Consider the following 15442-nt stretch of genomic DNA (forward strand, 5'->3'; position numbering starts at 1 on the left):
GCAGCTGACCAGCGAAGGCCCTTGCTCGTGGTGGCTATGGAAGCTGATCATGCACCCATGAGACCGGAAGTGCGGGCGTTCGTCGCCGACGGACCCCTCCCCGACTGGGACGCGAGCGAAGAAGAGATCGACAGGCGCGTCCAGCAGCTCAACGCGATTCCGAAGCCTGTCACGGGCGAGGAAGCCCGTGCCCTTGTGTCCTGCTTCGGCCCGGACGACTGCTACGGCGTCGCCTGGACGCTCCTGCACCTCATCGAGACCGGCCCGAACCCCGTCCTGACAACCGTCCGCGGACCGGACGCCAACGAGTGGCACCAGCGGCTCTACGACCGTGCTGTGCTCGGAGGACTCATCCCGAGAGAGCGTGACGGCGCAGCAACATGAGGTGTCTACGTTCTCAATTTGCCGGACAGGCATAAAGGCCTTGGCCTAAGCTGCTCTCAACTGTCACAGCAGTGCGGTTTCGCATCAAATAGCCGGCAGAACTCCGCTGTACCCGAATCCGGCGGAGCCATGCCCGAATCCATTGCATGTGTCTTCGAAGTCCGTTGCGAGACAAGAGCGATGCCCGACCTTGTCGTGTTTGTCGCGCATGTCGCCAGGTCACTCCCCTGGGTGATCTGCCGCGTACGCATAGTCCGTTCGGACCATTCAAGATTGGGCCCCGTGGGGGTGTTGCGCTGTGCCCGCCTTCCGTAACGTCCTCAACTGGCAGCGGTGAATATGCCGCTGCCGCCGTGGGGGAGCCTCGATTCGGGAGAGGACGGCGCCGGCATGGGCTGGGTTACCGACTGGAGTGCGCAGGCAGCCTGCCGCACGACGGATCCGGATGAACTGTTCGTACAAGGGGCAGCGCAGAACAGGGCCAAGGCGGTGTGCACCGGTTGCCCGGTACGCACCGAATGTCTGGCCGATGCGCTGGACAACCGCGTCGAGTTCGGCGTGTGGGGCGGAATGACCGAGCGGGAGCGGCGAGCGCTGCTCCGCAGGCGTCCCACGGTGACGTCCTGGCGCAGACTGCTCGAGACCGCGCGCACGGAATACGAGCGCAGCGCGGGCATTCTGCCGGTCGGACTGGACGATGACGAGACGTACGAGACGTACGCGGCGGTGGGCTGACGAGGGCAAGCGGCGCGGTACGCAGGCGGATGCCGGGCACGTGCCGGAGCGCGCTGCGGCACGCCCGGCGTGGGCCGTTGACGGGAGCGCTGAGCGTCGGCGCGTGCGGTGCACAGGGCCTGGGCCCTGGTCCGCCGCCCGTGCGGCGAACCGATCCGGTCTCAACGCGCCCGGGTGCGTGCACCGGTGGACACCGTGCGCGGCCTGCACACGAGATCGGCGCGCCCTGAGCGCCGGGCCAGGGGCGCACAGCAGACGCCACGACTGACGCGCCGCGTGCACAGCCGCAGGCCGCGTGCCGCTGGGCCAGACCACCGGCAACCCCCCTGGCACGACCCCCACGCACGCGCCCAATGCGCCAGGTACCCGACGCCACCGTGCGCACACGCGCACGCACGCGTTTCCACAGCGCGCCAATGCGCCAAGCGCTACGCCCCTGTCGGCGTTCCCGCGGCCAGCCGTGTGCCGATCGCCCGGAGCCCGCCCAGGTCGTGGACGTCACCCGGCAGAGCCGCGACCTCCGTGACGGGCACCTCGGGGTGGAGGGCGGTGAAACGGTCGCGCGTGCGCTGCTCGCGCGACAGCACCTGCATCCTCTCGGCATGCAGGCGCAGCAGCCCCGCCGTCAGCTGCTGCGTGGTCTGCGCTTCGTGCACTGTGTGCGCTTCGTTGTCTTCGTTCTCTTCGTGCGACGAACCGAGTGTTTCGGGGGAGACTTCACGTACCTCGGGGGAGCGATCCACGGCCGGGGATTCGGGAGAGACGGCCGCGGCGTCACGACCACCAGTCTTCCCGGGCCCCTGATCCACAATGCCGCGCTCGTCAAGATTTTCCGCGGCGGCGAGTGCGCGCTCCGCGGACAGCCCCGCGGCCCCGCTCCCATGCACCCGGTTGAGTACCAGACCCGCCAGCGGCATGTCCTCCGCGGCCAGCCGCTCCACGAAGTACGCCGCCTCGCGCAGTGCGTCCCGCTCGGGCGCGGCGACCACCACGAAGGCCGTGCCCGGCGCCTGAAGCAGCCGATAGGTCGCGTCCGCGCGCGTACGGAAGCCACCGAACAGCGTGTCCATCGCGGCGACGAAGGTCTGCACGTCACGCAGCAGTTGACCGCCCAGCAACTTGCCCAGTGTGCCCGTCATCATCGACATGCCGACGTTCAGGAACTTCATCCCCGCCCGGCCGCCCACCTTCGCGGGAGCCATCAGCAGCTTGATGAACCTCCCGTCCAGGAAAGAGCCCAGGCGCTTGGGTGCGTCCAGGAAGTCCAGGGCTGACCTCGATGGCGGGGTGTCGACGACGATCAGGTCCCACTCGTCCCGCGCGCGCAGCTGGCCCAGCTTCTCCATGGCCATGTACTCCTGCGTGCCGGCGAAACCGGCGGACAGGGACTGGTAGAAGGGGTTCTCCAGGATCGCGCGGGCACGCTCGGCGTCCGCGTGCGCCTCGACGATCTCGTCGAAGGTGCGCTTCATGTCGAGCATCATGGCGTGCAGTTCGCCGTCGCCCTCGATGCCCTTGACCCTGCGTGGTGTGTTGTCGAGCGAGTCGATGCCCATGGACTGGGCGAGCCGCCGCGCCGGGTCGATGGTCAGGACGACGACCTTGCGGCCGCGCTCCGCCGCCCGTACGCCGAGGGCCGCCGCCGTCGTGGTCTTGCCCACGCCCCCGGCGCCGCAGCACACGATGATGCGCGTGGCCGGGTCGTCGATGAGCGGGTCGACCTCCAGCCGGGCCGATGCGTCCAGCGTCATGAGCCCGCCCCTTGTTTACGCAGTTCCTTCGCCAGTTGGTACAGCCCGGCGAGGTCGACGCCCTCGCTGAGCATGGGCAGTTCGTACGCACCGAGGTCCAGCGCGTTCAGCACCCTGCGCTGCTCCCGCTCCAGCTCGACCCGCTGCGCGTGCTCGGCGGCCTGCTCCAGCAGCGGTGTGACGAGCTTCGCCGAACCGGGGACGCCTGCCGCGTTCAGCGCCTTGGCGATCTCGCCGCGGCGGCCGTCCGACGCGTCGCGCACCGCCTCCTCGTCGAGTATGTGGGGGCGCACCATGTTCACGATGACGTTGCCCACGGGGAGGTCGGCGGCACACAGCTCGGCGACACCGTCCGCGGTCTCCTGGACGGGCATCTCCTCCAGCAGCGTGACCAGATGGACGGCTGTCTCGGGGGACTTGAGCACCCGCATGACGGCCTGCGCCTGGTTGTGTATCGGGCCGATCCTGGCGAGGCCGGCGACCTCGTCGTTCACGTTCAGGAAGCGGGTGACACGGCCGGTGGGCGGCGCGTCCATGACCACGTGGTCGTAGACGTACCGCCCCTGTTTGTCCCGGCGGCGTACGGCCTCGCACGCCTTGCCGGTCAGCAGCACGTCCCGGACGCCAGGGGCGATGGTCGTCGCGAAGTCGATCGCGCCGAGCTTCTTGAGGGCACGGCCCGCGCTGCCGAGCTTGTAGAACATCTGGAGGTAGTCGAGGAGCGCGCGCTCGGCGTCGATGGCCAGCGCGAACACCTCGCCGCCTCCGGACGCCACGGCGATCTTGCGCTCTTCGTACGGAAGGGCTTCCGTCTCGAAGAGCTGGGCGATGCCCTGCCGGCCCTCGACCTCGACCAGGAGGGTGCGCTTTCCCTCGGTCGCGAGGGCGAGCGCGAGGGCGGCGGCCACCGTGGTCTTACCGGTACCGCCCTTGCCGCTGACGACCTGGAGCCTGCTCACGTATGCGAGCCTAACCAGTCGTGACGCGGCCTACGCACGAGACTGCCTGCGGACTGCGTCACGTGCCCCGACCCTAGCCTTGTCACGTGCCCGATTCGGATCGCGCCCGGCCCGCGTGCCAGGTCCACAGACTGCCCGACGCGCCGGAAGCTTACGGGGCCATGATCACTCGCCCCAAAGCAGCTCCAGCCCAAAGCCGTTCCACCGACCTCAGGCGGCGCCCGGCCCGCGTGCCCGATTCGGATCGCGCCCGGCCCGCGTCACGTACCCCGGCTCAGAGCTCGGTGCGGCCGCCCCGTCGCGCAGCCGCACCCCAACCGCGTCACCAACGCGCCGGGCGGTGCGGCTACAGTCGGCTCCATGACCAAGTGGGAATACGCGACCGTGCCCCTCCTCGTGCACGCGACGAAGCAGATTCTGGACACCTGGGGCGAGGACGGCTGGGAGCTCGTCCAGGTCGTGCCCGGGCCGAACAACCCCGAGCAGTTGGTGGCCTACCTGAAGCGGGAGAAGTCCTCGTGAGCGGTGTGGTCGAGCGCAGGCTCGCCGAGCTCGGTCTGACGCTGCCTGAGGTCGTGCCGCCGCTGGCCGCCTATCAGCCGGCCGTGATCTCGGGCGCGTACGTGTACACGGCGGGCCAGCTCCCGATGGTGGAGGGCAAACTTCCGGTCACCGGCAAGGTGGGCGGCGAGGTCACCCCGGAGGAGGCCAAGAAGCTCGCCCGTATCTGCGGGCTGAACGCGCTGGCCGCCGTGAAGTCGGTCATCGGCGACCTGGACCGGATTGCCCGCGTCGTGAAGGTCGTGGGCTTCGTGGCGTCCGCCGCGGACTTCACCGGCCAGCCCGGCGTGGTCAACGGGACGAGCGAGCTGCTCGGTGAAGTGCTCGGCGACAAGGGTGTGCACGCGCGCAGCGCGGTGGGTGTCACGGTGCTGCCGCTGGACGCTCCGGTCGAGGTCGAGATCCAGGTGGAGCTCGTCCAGGACTGAACCGAAGGTCAGTACGTGTACGGCCCTGAGCCCGCCGGTCCGCCGGTCGGTCCGGGGCCGTCGTCGTACCCGCGACCGGGCGCGGGAATCCGCCGCGGCACTCTTGACGTGGACGCGTCGAGGGTGTGCTCTGGTCGCGGCGTCGCGGTTAGGAAAGCTTCCTAACCGCATGAACCGCCAGGTGAATCCCCTCGTCCCCACACGAAAGCGGGAGGAATCCGTGGCACCCCTTCTTCGCCGTCCGCACGCCGCGGCCGGCACCCTCGTCGCCGCGACCGCGGCCCTCTCACTCGCCCTGGCACCGCCCGGCGGCCTGACGGCCCCCACCATCGCGCCGGTCGCCCATGATGCCGGCGTGCACGAAGTCGTCGCCCACGAGGCCGGCGCCCAGAAAGCCGTCGCCTACGAAGCCGAAGCGGCCCGCCTCTCCCAGGCCGCCGTCGATTCCGACCACGCGGGCCACTCGGGCACGGGCTTCGTGAACTTCCCTGCGGTGAGGGGCGCGTACGCCGAGTTCACCGTCGACTCCACCCAGGCGGGCGCCGCCACGCTCGAACTCCGTTACGCAGGCGGCACTCCGGCGAACCGCCCCTTGGACGTGACGGTCAACGGCACGCTCGCCGCCGACAGCCTGGCCTTCCCCGCCACCGGTGCCTGGAGTTCCTGGAAGACCGTCACGACCGGTGCCACGCTCGAGGCGGGGGCCAACACGGTCCGCGTAACCACCGCCGCGGCGGACGGGCCGAACCTCGACCGGCTCACCGTCACCTCCACCGGCCCCGCCGACACCGAGAAGCCGACCCCCCCGCAATCTGCGGCGAGACAAGGAGCCGACGGCGAGCAGCGTCTCCCTCGCCTGGGACGCGGCCTCCGACAACACCCGCGTCACCGGCTACGACCTCTACCAGCACGGCCAGTTGATGAAGCAGGTCGGCGGGAGCACGCTCGCGGCCACCGTCGACGGCCTGGACCCGGAGACCTCGTACGACTGGACGGTCTTCGCCCGTGACGCCGCGGGCAACGTCTCCGCCGCAAGCAACGCCGTCACCGTCGCCACCCGGCCCGCGCCGCCCGACACCCAGGCCCCCAGCACCCCGGGCGGCCTGCGCTCCACCGGCAGGACCGCGGCCAGTGTCGACCTCGCCTGGGACGCCGCCACGGACAATGTGAAGGTCACCGGCTACGAGATCCACCGCGACGGCGCGGCATCCGGGACCTCCGACGGGACGACGGCCACGGTCGGCGGGCTGAAGGCCGGGACGGCGTACCGCTTCAAGGTCAGGGCCTACGACCTCAAGGGCAACAAGTCCGCGTTCGGTCCGGAGATCACCGTCACCACCTCCGCCGCCCTGCCCGGTGGCACCCCTGACCCGGGCACCGTCTCCATCCTCGCCAGCGGCGTGGACGTCGCCTGGGGCCTGGCCTTCCTGCCGGACGGGACGGGCGTCTTCACCGAGCGGAACACCTTCAACGTCCACCGGCTCACCAAGTCGGGGCAGAAGACACTGCTCGGCAAGGTGCCGGGCTCCCAGACCACCGGCGGCGAAGGCGGCCTGATGGGCATCGAGGTCAGCCCGTCCTTCGCCACCGACCACTACCTCTACTTCCTCCACACCTCGACCGACGGCAACCGCATCGCGCGCATGAGACTGGAGAACAACACGCTCAGCGGCTACACCGTCCTTCTCCGTGGCATGGAGAAGAGCCGCTTCCACAACGGCGGCCGCCTGCGTTTCGGCCCCGACGGAAAGCTGTACGCCGGCATGGGCGACGCGCAGAGTTCCAGCAAGGCCCAGGACAAGAACTCGCTCAACGGCAAGATCCTGCGCATCAACCAGGACGGCGCCATCCCCTCCGACAACCCGTTCGGCAACGCCGTCTGGTCGATCGGCCACCGCAACCCGCAGGGACTCGACTTCGACTCGAAAGGCAGGCTGTGGCAGGCCGAGTTCGGCAACAGCGTCATGGACGAGGTCAACCTCATCCAGAAGGGCGGCAACTACGGCTGGCCGCACAGCGAGGGCACCAGCGGCACCTGCGGCGGCTACATCGCGCCGAAGAAGACCTGGAGCACCGCCGCAGCCTCGCCCAGCGGACTGACGATCATCAACGACCATGTCTTCGCGGCGACGACGAGGGGTGAGCGCGTCTACCGGCTCCGGATCGACACGAGCAGCAACCTGGTCGAGCAGAAGACGTACTTTCAGGGGACGTACGACCGGCTGCGCACCGTCGAGGTCGACCACGACGGCGACATCTGGCTCACCACGTCCACCGACAAGGACGGCACGGCCGGGAACGACCGCATCCTGCTGATCGACATCCAGTACACGGGCGGCAGCCGCGTGCACGGCACGCCCGGGCGCTGACAGCACGGAGGGGTGGCCGGCGCCGTCGGCCACCCCTCGAACATCCGCGCATGAGCGCATAGCATCCGCCCCATGTCCAATGGTCAGTGGTACCCGCCGGAATGGCCCGACCGTATTCGCGCCCTCGCGGCCGGTGAGCTCACGCCCGTGACCCCCAAGAGGGCCGCGACGGTGATGCTGCTGCGCGACGCTCCGGACGGGCCCGCTGTCCACATGCTGCGCAGGCGCACGTCCATGGCCTTCGCGGGCGGCGCGTACGCCTATCCGGGTGGCGGGGTGGACCCGCGCGACGACCGGCCCGTGGGTTGGGCCGGGCCGTCCCTGGACACGTGGGCGCGGCGCCTCGGCACCGACACCGCGTCCGCGCAGGCCATCGTGTGCGCCGCGGTCCGTGAGACGTACGAGGAGGCGGGCGTCCTGCTCGCCGGACCGACGCCCGACACGGTCGTCGGGGACACGACGGGGGACGACTGGGAGGCGGCCCGGCAGGCGCTGGTGGACCAGACCGTGTCCTTCGCCGAGTTCCTGGACCGGCGCGGCCTGGTGCTCCGCTCGGACCTGCTCGGCGCATGGGCGCACTGGATCACGCCGGAGTTCGAGCCGCGCCGCTACGACACTTGGTTCTTCGTAGCGGCCCTGCCGCACGGCCAGCGCACCCGCAACGCCTCCACCGAGGCCGAGAGCACGGTCTGGATCCGCCCGGCGGACGCGACCGCCGGCTACGACAAGGGCGAGCTGCTGATGATGCCGCCCACCATCGCGACCCTGCGCACCCTCCAGCCGTACACAACGGCGGCGCAGGCGCTTCAGGCGGCGGCCGGGCAGGATATGACCCCCGTGCTCGCGACGGCCCGCCTGGAGGGCGGCGAGGTCGTCCTCAGCTGGCCGGGTCACGAGGAGTTCACCAAGCACGTGCCGACCGGAGGCCAGCGATGACCGACGCAGCAGCCCTGCCCGGACAGCCCCGCGGAGGCGTGCTCTCCGGGCCCGCAACCGCCCGCGCCACGAACGTCCTCGCACCCAATCCGTCCGCGATGACCCTGGACGGCACCAACACCTGGATCGTCTCCGAGCCCGGCTCCGACCTCGCCGTCGTCGTCGACCCGGGACCGTTGGACGACGCCCACCTGCGGGCCGTCATCGACACCGCCGAGCAGGCGGGCCGGCGCGTCGCCCTGACCGTGCTCACCCACGGCCACCCCGATCATGCGGCGGGGGCGGCACGCTTCGCGGAGCTGACCGGTACGAAGGTCCGAGCCCTCGACCCCGCGCTGCGGCTCGGCGACGAGGGGCTCGCGGCGGGGGATGTGATCACCACGGGCGGACTGGAGATGCGGGTCGTCCCCACCCCCGGTCACACCGCCGACTCACTCAGCTTCCACCTGCCCGCCGACCGCGCCGTGCTGACCGGCGACACGATCCTGGGCCGGGGAACCACGGTCGTCGCCCACCCGGAGGGGCGGCTCGGCGACTACCTCGACTCCCTGCGGCGACTGCGCTCGCTCACCGTCGACGACGGTGTCCACACGGTGCTGCCCGGGCACGGACCCGTGCTCGACGACGCCCAGGGTGCCGTCGAGTTCTACCTCGCGCACCGCGCCAGCCGGCTGGCACAGGTCGAGACCGCCGTGGAGGCCGGGTGGAGCACGGCAGCCGAGGTCGTCGCGCAGGTCTACGCGGACGTCGACCGGTCACTGTGGCCCGCGGCCGAGCTGTCGGTGCGGGCGCAGCTGGAGTATCTGCGCGAGCACGGCCTGATCGGACAGGTCTGATCTGGGTCGATGGCCCGGCCTCGGCCTGATCGGGCAGGCCGGAGGTGGATCGGAGGTCCGGCCTCGGCCTGATCGGCCAGGTCCGACCCCGACCCCCCACACGTCCGCGCCCCGACCCGTCCGCGCGTGCGGAACCGGACACCGCACCCTCCCGCGTCCCCGTCGCCGGTGATGCTTTACGCTCCGCTTACTTTGCGACGTCCGTCACTGGGGGAGAGCCGTGTTCGTCCTGTTCGTCATCCTCGTCATCGCCGCTGCGGTGATGTACGCCGTCGCCCGCAGCGGCGACAACCGGGGGCTCAAGATCGGCGCCCTGGGCGCCCTGCTCGCCGGCCTGTTCGCCGGCACGGCGAGCTGCGTCCACGTGGTCAGCGCCTACGAGGTCGGCGTGCCGGTCACCTTCGGCAAGGTCGGCTCGCCCATGAACTCCGGCGTGAACCTCACGTCGCCGTTCACCGACGTCACGACCTTCTCCACCCGGCCCGTGGACCTCAACCTCTCCGACAAGGACGTCGTCGAAGTGCGCTCCTCGCAGGGCGGTGTGATGTACGCGGAGCTGACGGTGAAGTGGGCGGTCACCCCGGCCAAGGCGGTGGAGCTGTACCGCCTGGCGGGCAGCGAGGACGCGATTCAGCAGCGTCTGGTCTTCCCGGACAGCCGGGAGATCGTGCGCAACGTCTTCGCCCGCCACACCAGTGAGGAGGGCTACACCTCCGCCCGCGAGAAGATCAACGCCGAGATCGGTGACCTGATCAGGGAACGGCTCGCCCCGCGCGGCATCGACGTCACCACGGTCAACCTGCGCAATGTGAAGCCGTCGGAGAAGCTCCAGGACCAGATCGACCGCAAGATCCAGCAGCAGCAGGCCACCGAGCGGGCGACGGAGGCGGCCCGTACAGCCGAGGCGGAGGCCGAGCGCCGCCGTATCGAGGCCGAGGGCATCGCCAAGGCCAACCGCATCCTCAACGAGTCGCTGAGCGACAAGGTGCTGACCAACCAGTGCATAGAGGCCTTCAGGGAGGCGGCCGAGAAGCACCCGGTGTACGCCGTGCCGTGCGGCTCCGGCTCCGGCAACCCGCTGATCGTGGACGGCACCCGGAACTGACGCCACGCGAGGAGCCACGCAGAGAGCGAGGCGAAGAGCCACGCGAAGAGGGCCGCCCGCGTCACGCGGGCGGCCCTCTTCGTACGGGTAGTCGTAGGCGTACGAGCAGGTCAGCGCGAACGCTTGGCCAGGCGCTCCACGTCCAGCAGGATCACCGCACGCGCCTCCAGGCGCAGCCAGCCGCGCTGGGCGAAGTCGGCCAGCGCCTTGTTCACCGTCTCGCGGGAGGCGCCGACCAGCTGGGCCAGCTCCTCCTGGGTGAGGTCGTGGACGACGTGGATGCCCTCCTCGGACTGCACGCCGAAGCGGCGCGACAGGTCCAGGAGCGCACGGGCGACACGGCCCGGGACGTCGGAGAAGACCAGGTCGGACATCTGGTCGTTGGTCTTGCGCAGCCGGCGGGCGACGGCGCGCAGCAGCGCGGTGGCCACCTCGGGGCGCGCGTTCAGCCAGGGCTGCAGGTCGCCGTGGCCGAGGCCGAGGAGCTTCACCTCGGTCAGGGCGGTGGCGGTCGCGGTGCGTGGGCCGGGGTCGAAGAGGGACAGTTCGCCGATGAGCTCGCCCGGGCCGAGGACGGCGAGCATGTTCTCGCGGCCGTCGGGGGACGTGCGGTGGAGCTTGACCTTGCCCTCGGTGACCACGTACAGGCGGTCGCCCGGTTCGCCCTCGTGGAAGAGCGCGTCGCCACGGGCGAGCGTCACTTCACTCATCGAGGCGCGGAGCTCCGCGGCCTGCTCGTCATCGAGCGCCGCGAAGAGCGGGGCGCGCCGCAGAACGTCGTCCACGAGTTCTCTCCTTGTCGACCTGCTCAGGGGACGTTGTCCCCATGATGCCGGACCGTGCTGTGCTGCTCCGGGGACTCGGTGCCCCACGGCGGCATCGTCGGGGATCGGGACCCCCGTAGTAAACAATCGTGCGATCAATCACAACAAGTTTGACGCACTGGCGCGCCCAACCGTGCGGCAGGGGCCCGATTGGGTCGTGATTCCCGGGGACCGGGGCAGATGTCGGTGCCGCCCCTTAGGCTGGCCGGGTGTCCAATCCGCCGGTGAGAGCGCAGGCCAAGGGGGCTGGAAGCGTGTCCGGAAAGCAGAATTCCGCTCTGGGCGAACAAGCGTCCCCCGGTCCAAATAAAAGGAAAAAACCGGACAAACCGGAATCCCGTCTCGCCATGGTCCGCCGTGCCCGCCGCATCAACCGCGAGCTCGCCGAGGTCTTCCCGTACGCACACCCGGAGCTGGACTTCGAGAACGCGTACCAGTTGCTGATAGCGACGGTCCTGTCCGCCCAGACGACCGACCTCCGGGTCAATCAGACCACCCCCGCGCTCTTCGCCAAGTACCCCACGGCCGAGGACCTGGCGGCCGCGGTGCCCGAGGAGGTCGAGGAGCTCATCCGCCCGACGGGCTTCTTCCGCGCCAAGACCAAGTCGATCATGGGTCTGTCCAAGGCCATCCGCGACGACTTCGGCGGAGAGGTCCCCGGCCGGCTGGAGGACCTGGTGAGTCTCCCGGGTGTGGGCCGCAAGACGGCCTTCGTCGTCCTGGGAAACGCCTTCGGCGTCCCCGGCATCACGGTGGACACTCACTTCATGCGGCTCGTGCGCCGTTGGAAGTGGACCGACCAGGACGACCCGGTGAAGATCGAGGCCGAGATCGCCACGATCTTCCCCAAGTCGGAGTGGACGATGCTCTCCCACCGCGTCATCTTCCACGGCCGCCGCATCTGCCACGCCCGCAAGCCGGCCTGCGGCGCCTGCCCGATCACCCACCTCTGCCCTGCCTACGGTGAGGGCGAGACCGACCCCGAGAAGGCCAGGAAGCTCCTGAAGTACGAGATGGGCGGCCTGCCCGGCCAGCGGCTCAAGCCGCCGCCGGACTACCCCGGCAAACCGGCCCCGGCTCTGGGCGCGATCGAGTGAGCCGCCCCCACGAGGAACGATCCGGGCGCTCCGGGGCGTTGAGCAGCAGGGGGTGCCTATGACGCGCGCAGGCGAAGAGACCTACAAGATGCACGAGCAGTCCGGCAGACACGGCGAGGTGTCCGTCTCCATCGACGGCCTGCCCGACTGGCTCGATCCCGTGGTGCGCGCCGCCGACACCGTCCAGCCGCACCAGCTGAGCCGCTTCCTGCCGCCCGAGAGCGGACGCGGCCGCCAGTCCGCCGTGCTCGTCCTCTTCGGCGAGGGCGCTAGGGGGCCCGAGCTGCTGCTCATGGAGCGCGCCGGCACCCTGCGCTCGCACGCCGGTCAGCCGTCGTTCCCCGGTGGCGCCCTCGACCCGGAGGACGGCGACCCCGCCACGACGGGCCCGCTGCGCGCCGCGCTGCGGGAGGCCGAGGAGGAGACCGGGCTCGACCCCTCCGGCGTCCAGCCCTTCGGCGTGCTGCCCAAGCTCTACATCCCGGTGAGCGGATTCGTCGTCACGCCCGTACTGGGGTGGTGGCGCACACCGAGCGCGGTCGGAGCGGTCGACCCGGCCGAGACCGCGCGGGTCTTCACCGTGCCCGTGGTGGATCTCACGGACCCGGCCAACCGGGCCACGGCCCTCCACCCGAGCGGTCACGCGGGGCCCGCGTTCATGGTCGAGGGCACTCTGGTCTGGGGTTTCACGGCCGGAGTCATCGACCGGATCTTGCACTTCTCCGGCTGGGAGAGACCATGGGACCGCACCAAGGAGGTCCCGCTGGACTGGCGGGCATGACAGGCTGACCCAGGCAGAAAGCGCACCCCGGGGCGCACAGACGAAGCGGCCGCGCCGCGGGCCCGGACACACCAGCCGGAAGGAGCACCCGGCGACGACACTGCGAGGCTAATGACGGTGAACGTGCTGGACATCCTGTTGCTGGTCGCCGCCGTCTGGTTCGCGATCGTCGGCTACCGCCAGGGCTTCGTCGTCGGCATCCTCTCGGTGATCGGCTTTCTCGGCGGCGGGCTCGTCGCGGTCTATCTCCTCCCGGTGATCTGGGACGCGCTGACCGACGACGCCGAGGTGTCGACCACGGCGGCGATCGTCGCCGTGGCGATCGTGATCGTGTGCGCCTCAGTCGGCCAGGCGTTCACCACACATCTCGGCAACAAGCTGCGCAGACACATCACCTGGTCACCCGCTCGGGCCCTGGACGCCACGGGCGGCGCCCTGGTCAACGTCGTCGCCATGCTGCTCGTCGCCTGGCTGATCGGATCCGCCCTCGCCGGCACCTCGTTGCCCACCCTGGGCAAGGAGGTCCGCAGTTCCAAGGTGCTGCTCGGCATCTCGCAGGTGATGCCCGATCAGGCGTCGACCTGGTTCTCCGACTTCTCCTCCGTGCTCGCGCAGAACGGCTTCCCCCAGGTCTTCAGCCCGTTCGCCAACGAGCCGATCACCGAGGTCCAGGCGCCGGACCCGGCGCTCGTCGGCAGCCCCGTCGCCGCGCGCGCCAAGCGGTCGATCGTCAAGGTGGTGGGCACGGCCCCCAGTTGCGGCAAGGTCCTCGAAGGCACCGGCTTCGTCTTCGACGAGCGCCGGGTGATGACCAACGCCCATGTGGTCGGCGGCGTGGACGAGCCCACCGTCCAGATAGGGGGCGAGGGCAGGCTCTACGACGCCAAGGTCGTGCTGTACGACTGGGAGCGCGACATCGCTGTGCTGGACGTCCCCGATCTCAAGGCACGCCCCCTGCAGTTCACCGAGGAGGACGCCGACAGGGGCGACAGCGCGATCGTCGCCGGTTTCCCGGAGAACGGCGCCTACGACGTACGCTCCGCCCGCGTCCGCGGCCGGATCAACGCCAACGGCCCCGACATCTACCACCGGGGCACCGTCCGCCGCGACGTCTACTCGCTGTTCGCGACCGTCCGCCAGGGCAACTCCGGTGGACCGCTGCTCACCACCGACGGCAAGGTCTACGGCGTCATCTTCGCCCGGTCCCTCGACGACGTCGACACCGGCTACGCCCTGACGGTCGACGAGATCCGCGCCGACATCGCACAGGGCAGGGCAGCCAGCCAGCAGGTCGACAGCCAGGCGTGTGCGCTGTAGCGATGGGTCGCGGTGGGACGCGTCGTGGTGCGGGGGCGCCCGGGCCGAGCCGTCGCCCGCTCAGGCCCGCGGATGCCGCAGTCGCGCGGACACCCAGCGCGCACGGCGCCGGAGGATTCGTGGAATGCCCATTCCCTGCCCCGGATGCTCTTGGCTCTCATACTGAGAGCCACCACTGTCGTGGATGATCGGCCCATTGGCCGAGCGGCGGTTGCGTGCTGCGTCACCGTAGTCGTGCGTCCAGCCCATACCCGGACCTCTGCCCGGGCCTCATGGTCGGTAACCGTGTCAGCGTCCGCCAATTGGCCTATGCGCCGGGCATGTGGCCGTTCGTAGGACAAAGGTTCCACCGGGTGTCCGGAAGGATCCGGCCGGCCGCTCCTCGTCGCGCCGGGACGGCTCAGCGATCGGGTTCCGGATCCTTGAGCCAGCTGATGAGTTCGTTCGAGAAGGCCACCGGGTCCTCCTCGTGCGGGAAATGGCCGAGACCGTCGAACAGCCGCCAGCGGTACGGCGCTTCGACGTACTCGCCGGAACCGGCCGCGCTGCGCGTCCGCATCGCCGGATCGAGTGACCCGTGCAGGTGCAGTGTCGGAACCCGCACGGGACGCTTCATCCGGCGGTTGAACTGGATGCCGTCCGGCCGGGTCAGCGAGCGCACCATCCAGCGGTACGGCTCGATCGAGCAGTGCGCTGTGGAAGGGATGCACATCGCGCGCCGGTAGACGCCGACGGCCTCCTCGTCGAGCGGCTGCGGTCCCGACCAGTCCTCGATCAGCCGGCCCACCAGCGCGGCATCGTCGGCGACCAGCTGACGCTCGGGAATCCAGGGCCGCTGGAAACCCCACACATACGACCCGGCACGGCTCTGCGCGAAGTCCGACAGCATCGCCGAACGCCAGCGTCGCGGATGCGGCATCGAGGACACGGCCAGACGGCGCACCAGCTTGGGGCGCATCACGGCAGCCGTCCACGCCAGATAGCCACCGAGGTCGTGCCCGACCAGCGCGGCGTCCGGCTCGCCGAGGGACCGTACGACGCCGGTGATGTCGAGCGCGAGGTTGGCCGGGTCGTAACCCCGCGGCGTACGGTCGCTGCCGCCCACCCCGCGCAGGTCCATCGCCACCGCCCGGAAGCCCGCGTCCGCGAGCGCGGGCAGCTGGTGCCGCCAGGCCCACCAGAACTGGGGGAACCCGTGCAGCAGCATCACCAGCGGCCCGTCGCCCATCTCGGCGATGTGGAAGCGGGCACCGTTGGCCGCGACGTCGCGGTGGGTCCACGGACCGTCGAGACGTACGGGGCCGGCAGGGCTGCCGAAGCCGCCGGGGCTGGAAACAGATGCCGTCATGTCGATGAGCG

The 15442-nt window shown here is 70.3% G+C and carries 16 protein-coding genes and 1 pseudogene; 12 read left to right on the forward strand and 5 right to left on the reverse strand.

From position 1 onward, the window contains the following. The first annotated feature begins 57 nt into the window (after positions 1 to 57). Together ACH5AF_RS27690 and ACH5AF_RS27695 are read left to right on the forward strand one after the other, a co-directional pair. The gene (locus tag ACH5AF_RS27690; protein ID WP_398905256.1) at positions 58 to 384 is read left to right on the forward strand and encodes a hypothetical protein; all 327 of its coding nucleotides are present in this window, start codon (positions 58 to 60) and stop codon (positions 382 to 384) included. 390 nt (positions 385 to 774) lie between these two features. After that, positions 775 to 1119, forward strand: coding sequence for a WhiB family transcriptional regulator (locus tag ACH5AF_RS27695; protein ID WP_177149633.1), 345 nt, complete (start codon positions 775 to 777; stop codon positions 1117 to 1119). 428 nt (positions 1120 to 1547) lie between these two features. Here ACH5AF_RS27695 and ACH5AF_RS27700 read toward each other — a convergent pair whose 3' ends face one another. Together ACH5AF_RS27700 and ACH5AF_RS27705 are read right to left on the reverse strand one after the other, a co-directional pair. Beyond that, positions 1548 to 2870, reverse strand: coding sequence for an ArsA family ATPase (locus ACH5AF_RS27700; RefSeq protein ID WP_398905258.1), 1323 nt, complete (start codon positions 2868 to 2870; stop codon positions 1548 to 1550). Beyond that, positions 2867 to 3829, reverse strand: coding sequence for an ArsA family ATPase (locus tag ACH5AF_RS27705; RefSeq protein WP_398905260.1), 963 nt, complete (start codon positions 3827 to 3829; stop codon positions 2867 to 2869). Before ACH5AF_RS27705 ends, ACH5AF_RS27700 begins: the two co-directional genes overlap by 4 nt. A gap of 360 nt (positions 3830 to 4189) precedes the next feature. On the opposite strand from ACH5AF_RS27705, the gene ACH5AF_RS27710 reads away from it, so the two are divergent. From ACH5AF_RS27710 to ACH5AF_RS27740, 7 genes and pseudogenes are all read left to right on the forward strand, one after another. Further along, complete coding sequence (locus ACH5AF_RS27710) at positions 4190 to 4351, forward strand: DUF4177 domain-containing protein (protein WP_005314434.1); 162 nt, start codon at positions 4190 to 4192, stop codon at positions 4349 to 4351. After that, on the forward strand, positions 4348 to 4818 hold the full coding sequence (locus tag ACH5AF_RS27715) for a RidA family protein (protein ID WP_215183868.1): 471 nt from the start codon (positions 4348 to 4350) through the stop codon (positions 4816 to 4818). The genes ACH5AF_RS27710 and ACH5AF_RS27715 overlap by 4 nt, the downstream gene beginning before the upstream one ends. A gap of 169 nt (positions 4819 to 4987) precedes the next feature. After that, positions 4988 to 5521 (forward strand): annotated as a pseudogene (locus tag ACH5AF_RS27720) (hypothetical protein); the annotation flags it as partial. 109 nt (positions 5522 to 5630) lie between these two features. Beyond that, the gene (locus ACH5AF_RS27725) at positions 5631 to 7187 is read left to right on the forward strand and encodes a PQQ-dependent sugar dehydrogenase (RefSeq protein ID WP_398905349.1); all 1557 of its coding nucleotides are present in this window, start codon (positions 5631 to 5633) and stop codon (positions 7185 to 7187) included. Positions 7188 to 7259: 72 nt separating this feature from the next. Beyond that, positions 7260 to 8123, forward strand: a complete 864-nt coding sequence (locus ACH5AF_RS27730) for an NUDIX hydrolase (RefSeq protein WP_398905262.1) — start codon at positions 7260 to 7262, stop codon at positions 8121 to 8123. Continuing rightward, the gene (locus ACH5AF_RS27735) at positions 8120 to 8959 is read left to right on the forward strand and encodes an MBL fold metallo-hydrolase (RefSeq protein ID WP_398905263.1); all 840 of its coding nucleotides are present in this window, start codon (positions 8120 to 8122) and stop codon (positions 8957 to 8959) included. Before ACH5AF_RS27730 ends, ACH5AF_RS27735 begins: the two co-directional genes overlap by 4 nt. 220 nt (positions 8960 to 9179) lie before the next feature. Beyond that, positions 9180 to 10064 (forward strand): SPFH domain-containing protein, encoded by an 885-nt coding sequence (locus tag ACH5AF_RS27740; protein WP_398905265.1) that lies wholly within the window; start codon positions 9180 to 9182, stop codon positions 10062 to 10064. 110 nt (positions 10065 to 10174) lie between these two features. Here the strand turns inward: ACH5AF_RS27740 and ACH5AF_RS27745 are convergent, their stop codons facing one another. Next, complete coding sequence (locus tag ACH5AF_RS27745) at positions 10175 to 10849, reverse strand: Crp/Fnr family transcriptional regulator (RefSeq protein ID WP_215183860.1); 675 nt, start codon at positions 10847 to 10849, stop codon at positions 10175 to 10177. A 293-nt stretch (positions 10850 to 11142) separates the two neighbouring features. On the opposite strand from ACH5AF_RS27745, the gene nth reads away from it, so the two are divergent. From nth to ACH5AF_RS27760, 3 genes are all read left to right on the forward strand, one after another. Continuing rightward, positions 11143 to 11985 (forward strand): endonuclease III, encoded by an 843-nt coding sequence (gene nth, locus ACH5AF_RS27750; RefSeq protein ID WP_398905267.1) that lies wholly within the window; start codon positions 11143 to 11145, stop codon positions 11983 to 11985. Positions 11986 to 12043: 58 nt separating this feature from the next. Then, on the forward strand, positions 12044 to 12766 hold the full coding sequence (locus tag ACH5AF_RS27755) for an NUDIX hydrolase (protein ID WP_398905268.1): 723 nt from the start codon (positions 12044 to 12046) through the stop codon (positions 12764 to 12766). A 117-nt stretch (positions 12767 to 12883) separates the two neighbouring features. Beyond that, on the forward strand, positions 12884 to 14083 hold the full coding sequence (locus ACH5AF_RS27760; protein ID WP_398905270.1) for a MarP family serine protease: 1200 nt from the start codon (positions 12884 to 12886) through the stop codon (positions 14081 to 14083). A gap of 60 nt (positions 14084 to 14143) precedes the next feature. Here the strand turns inward: ACH5AF_RS27760 and ACH5AF_RS27765 are convergent, their stop codons facing one another. Together ACH5AF_RS27765 and ACH5AF_RS27770 are read right to left on the reverse strand one after the other, a co-directional pair. After that, positions 14144 to 14332: a hypothetical protein gene (locus tag ACH5AF_RS27765; protein WP_398905272.1), complete on the reverse strand. Its 189-nt coding sequence runs from the start codon at positions 14330 to 14332 to the stop codon at positions 14144 to 14146. Positions 14333 to 14483: 151 nt separating this feature from the next. Beyond that, positions 14484 to 15431: an alpha/beta fold hydrolase gene (locus tag ACH5AF_RS27770; protein WP_398905274.1), complete on the reverse strand. Its 948-nt coding sequence runs from the start codon at positions 15429 to 15431 to the stop codon at positions 14484 to 14486. Positions 15432 to 15442 lie beyond the last annotated feature (11 nt).

It is taken from the genome of Streptomyces sp. NPDC018833, assembly GCF_044390825.1.
In the GTDB taxonomy this organism is placed as follows: Bacteria; Actinomycetota; Actinomycetes; order Streptomycetales; family Streptomycetaceae; genus Streptomyces.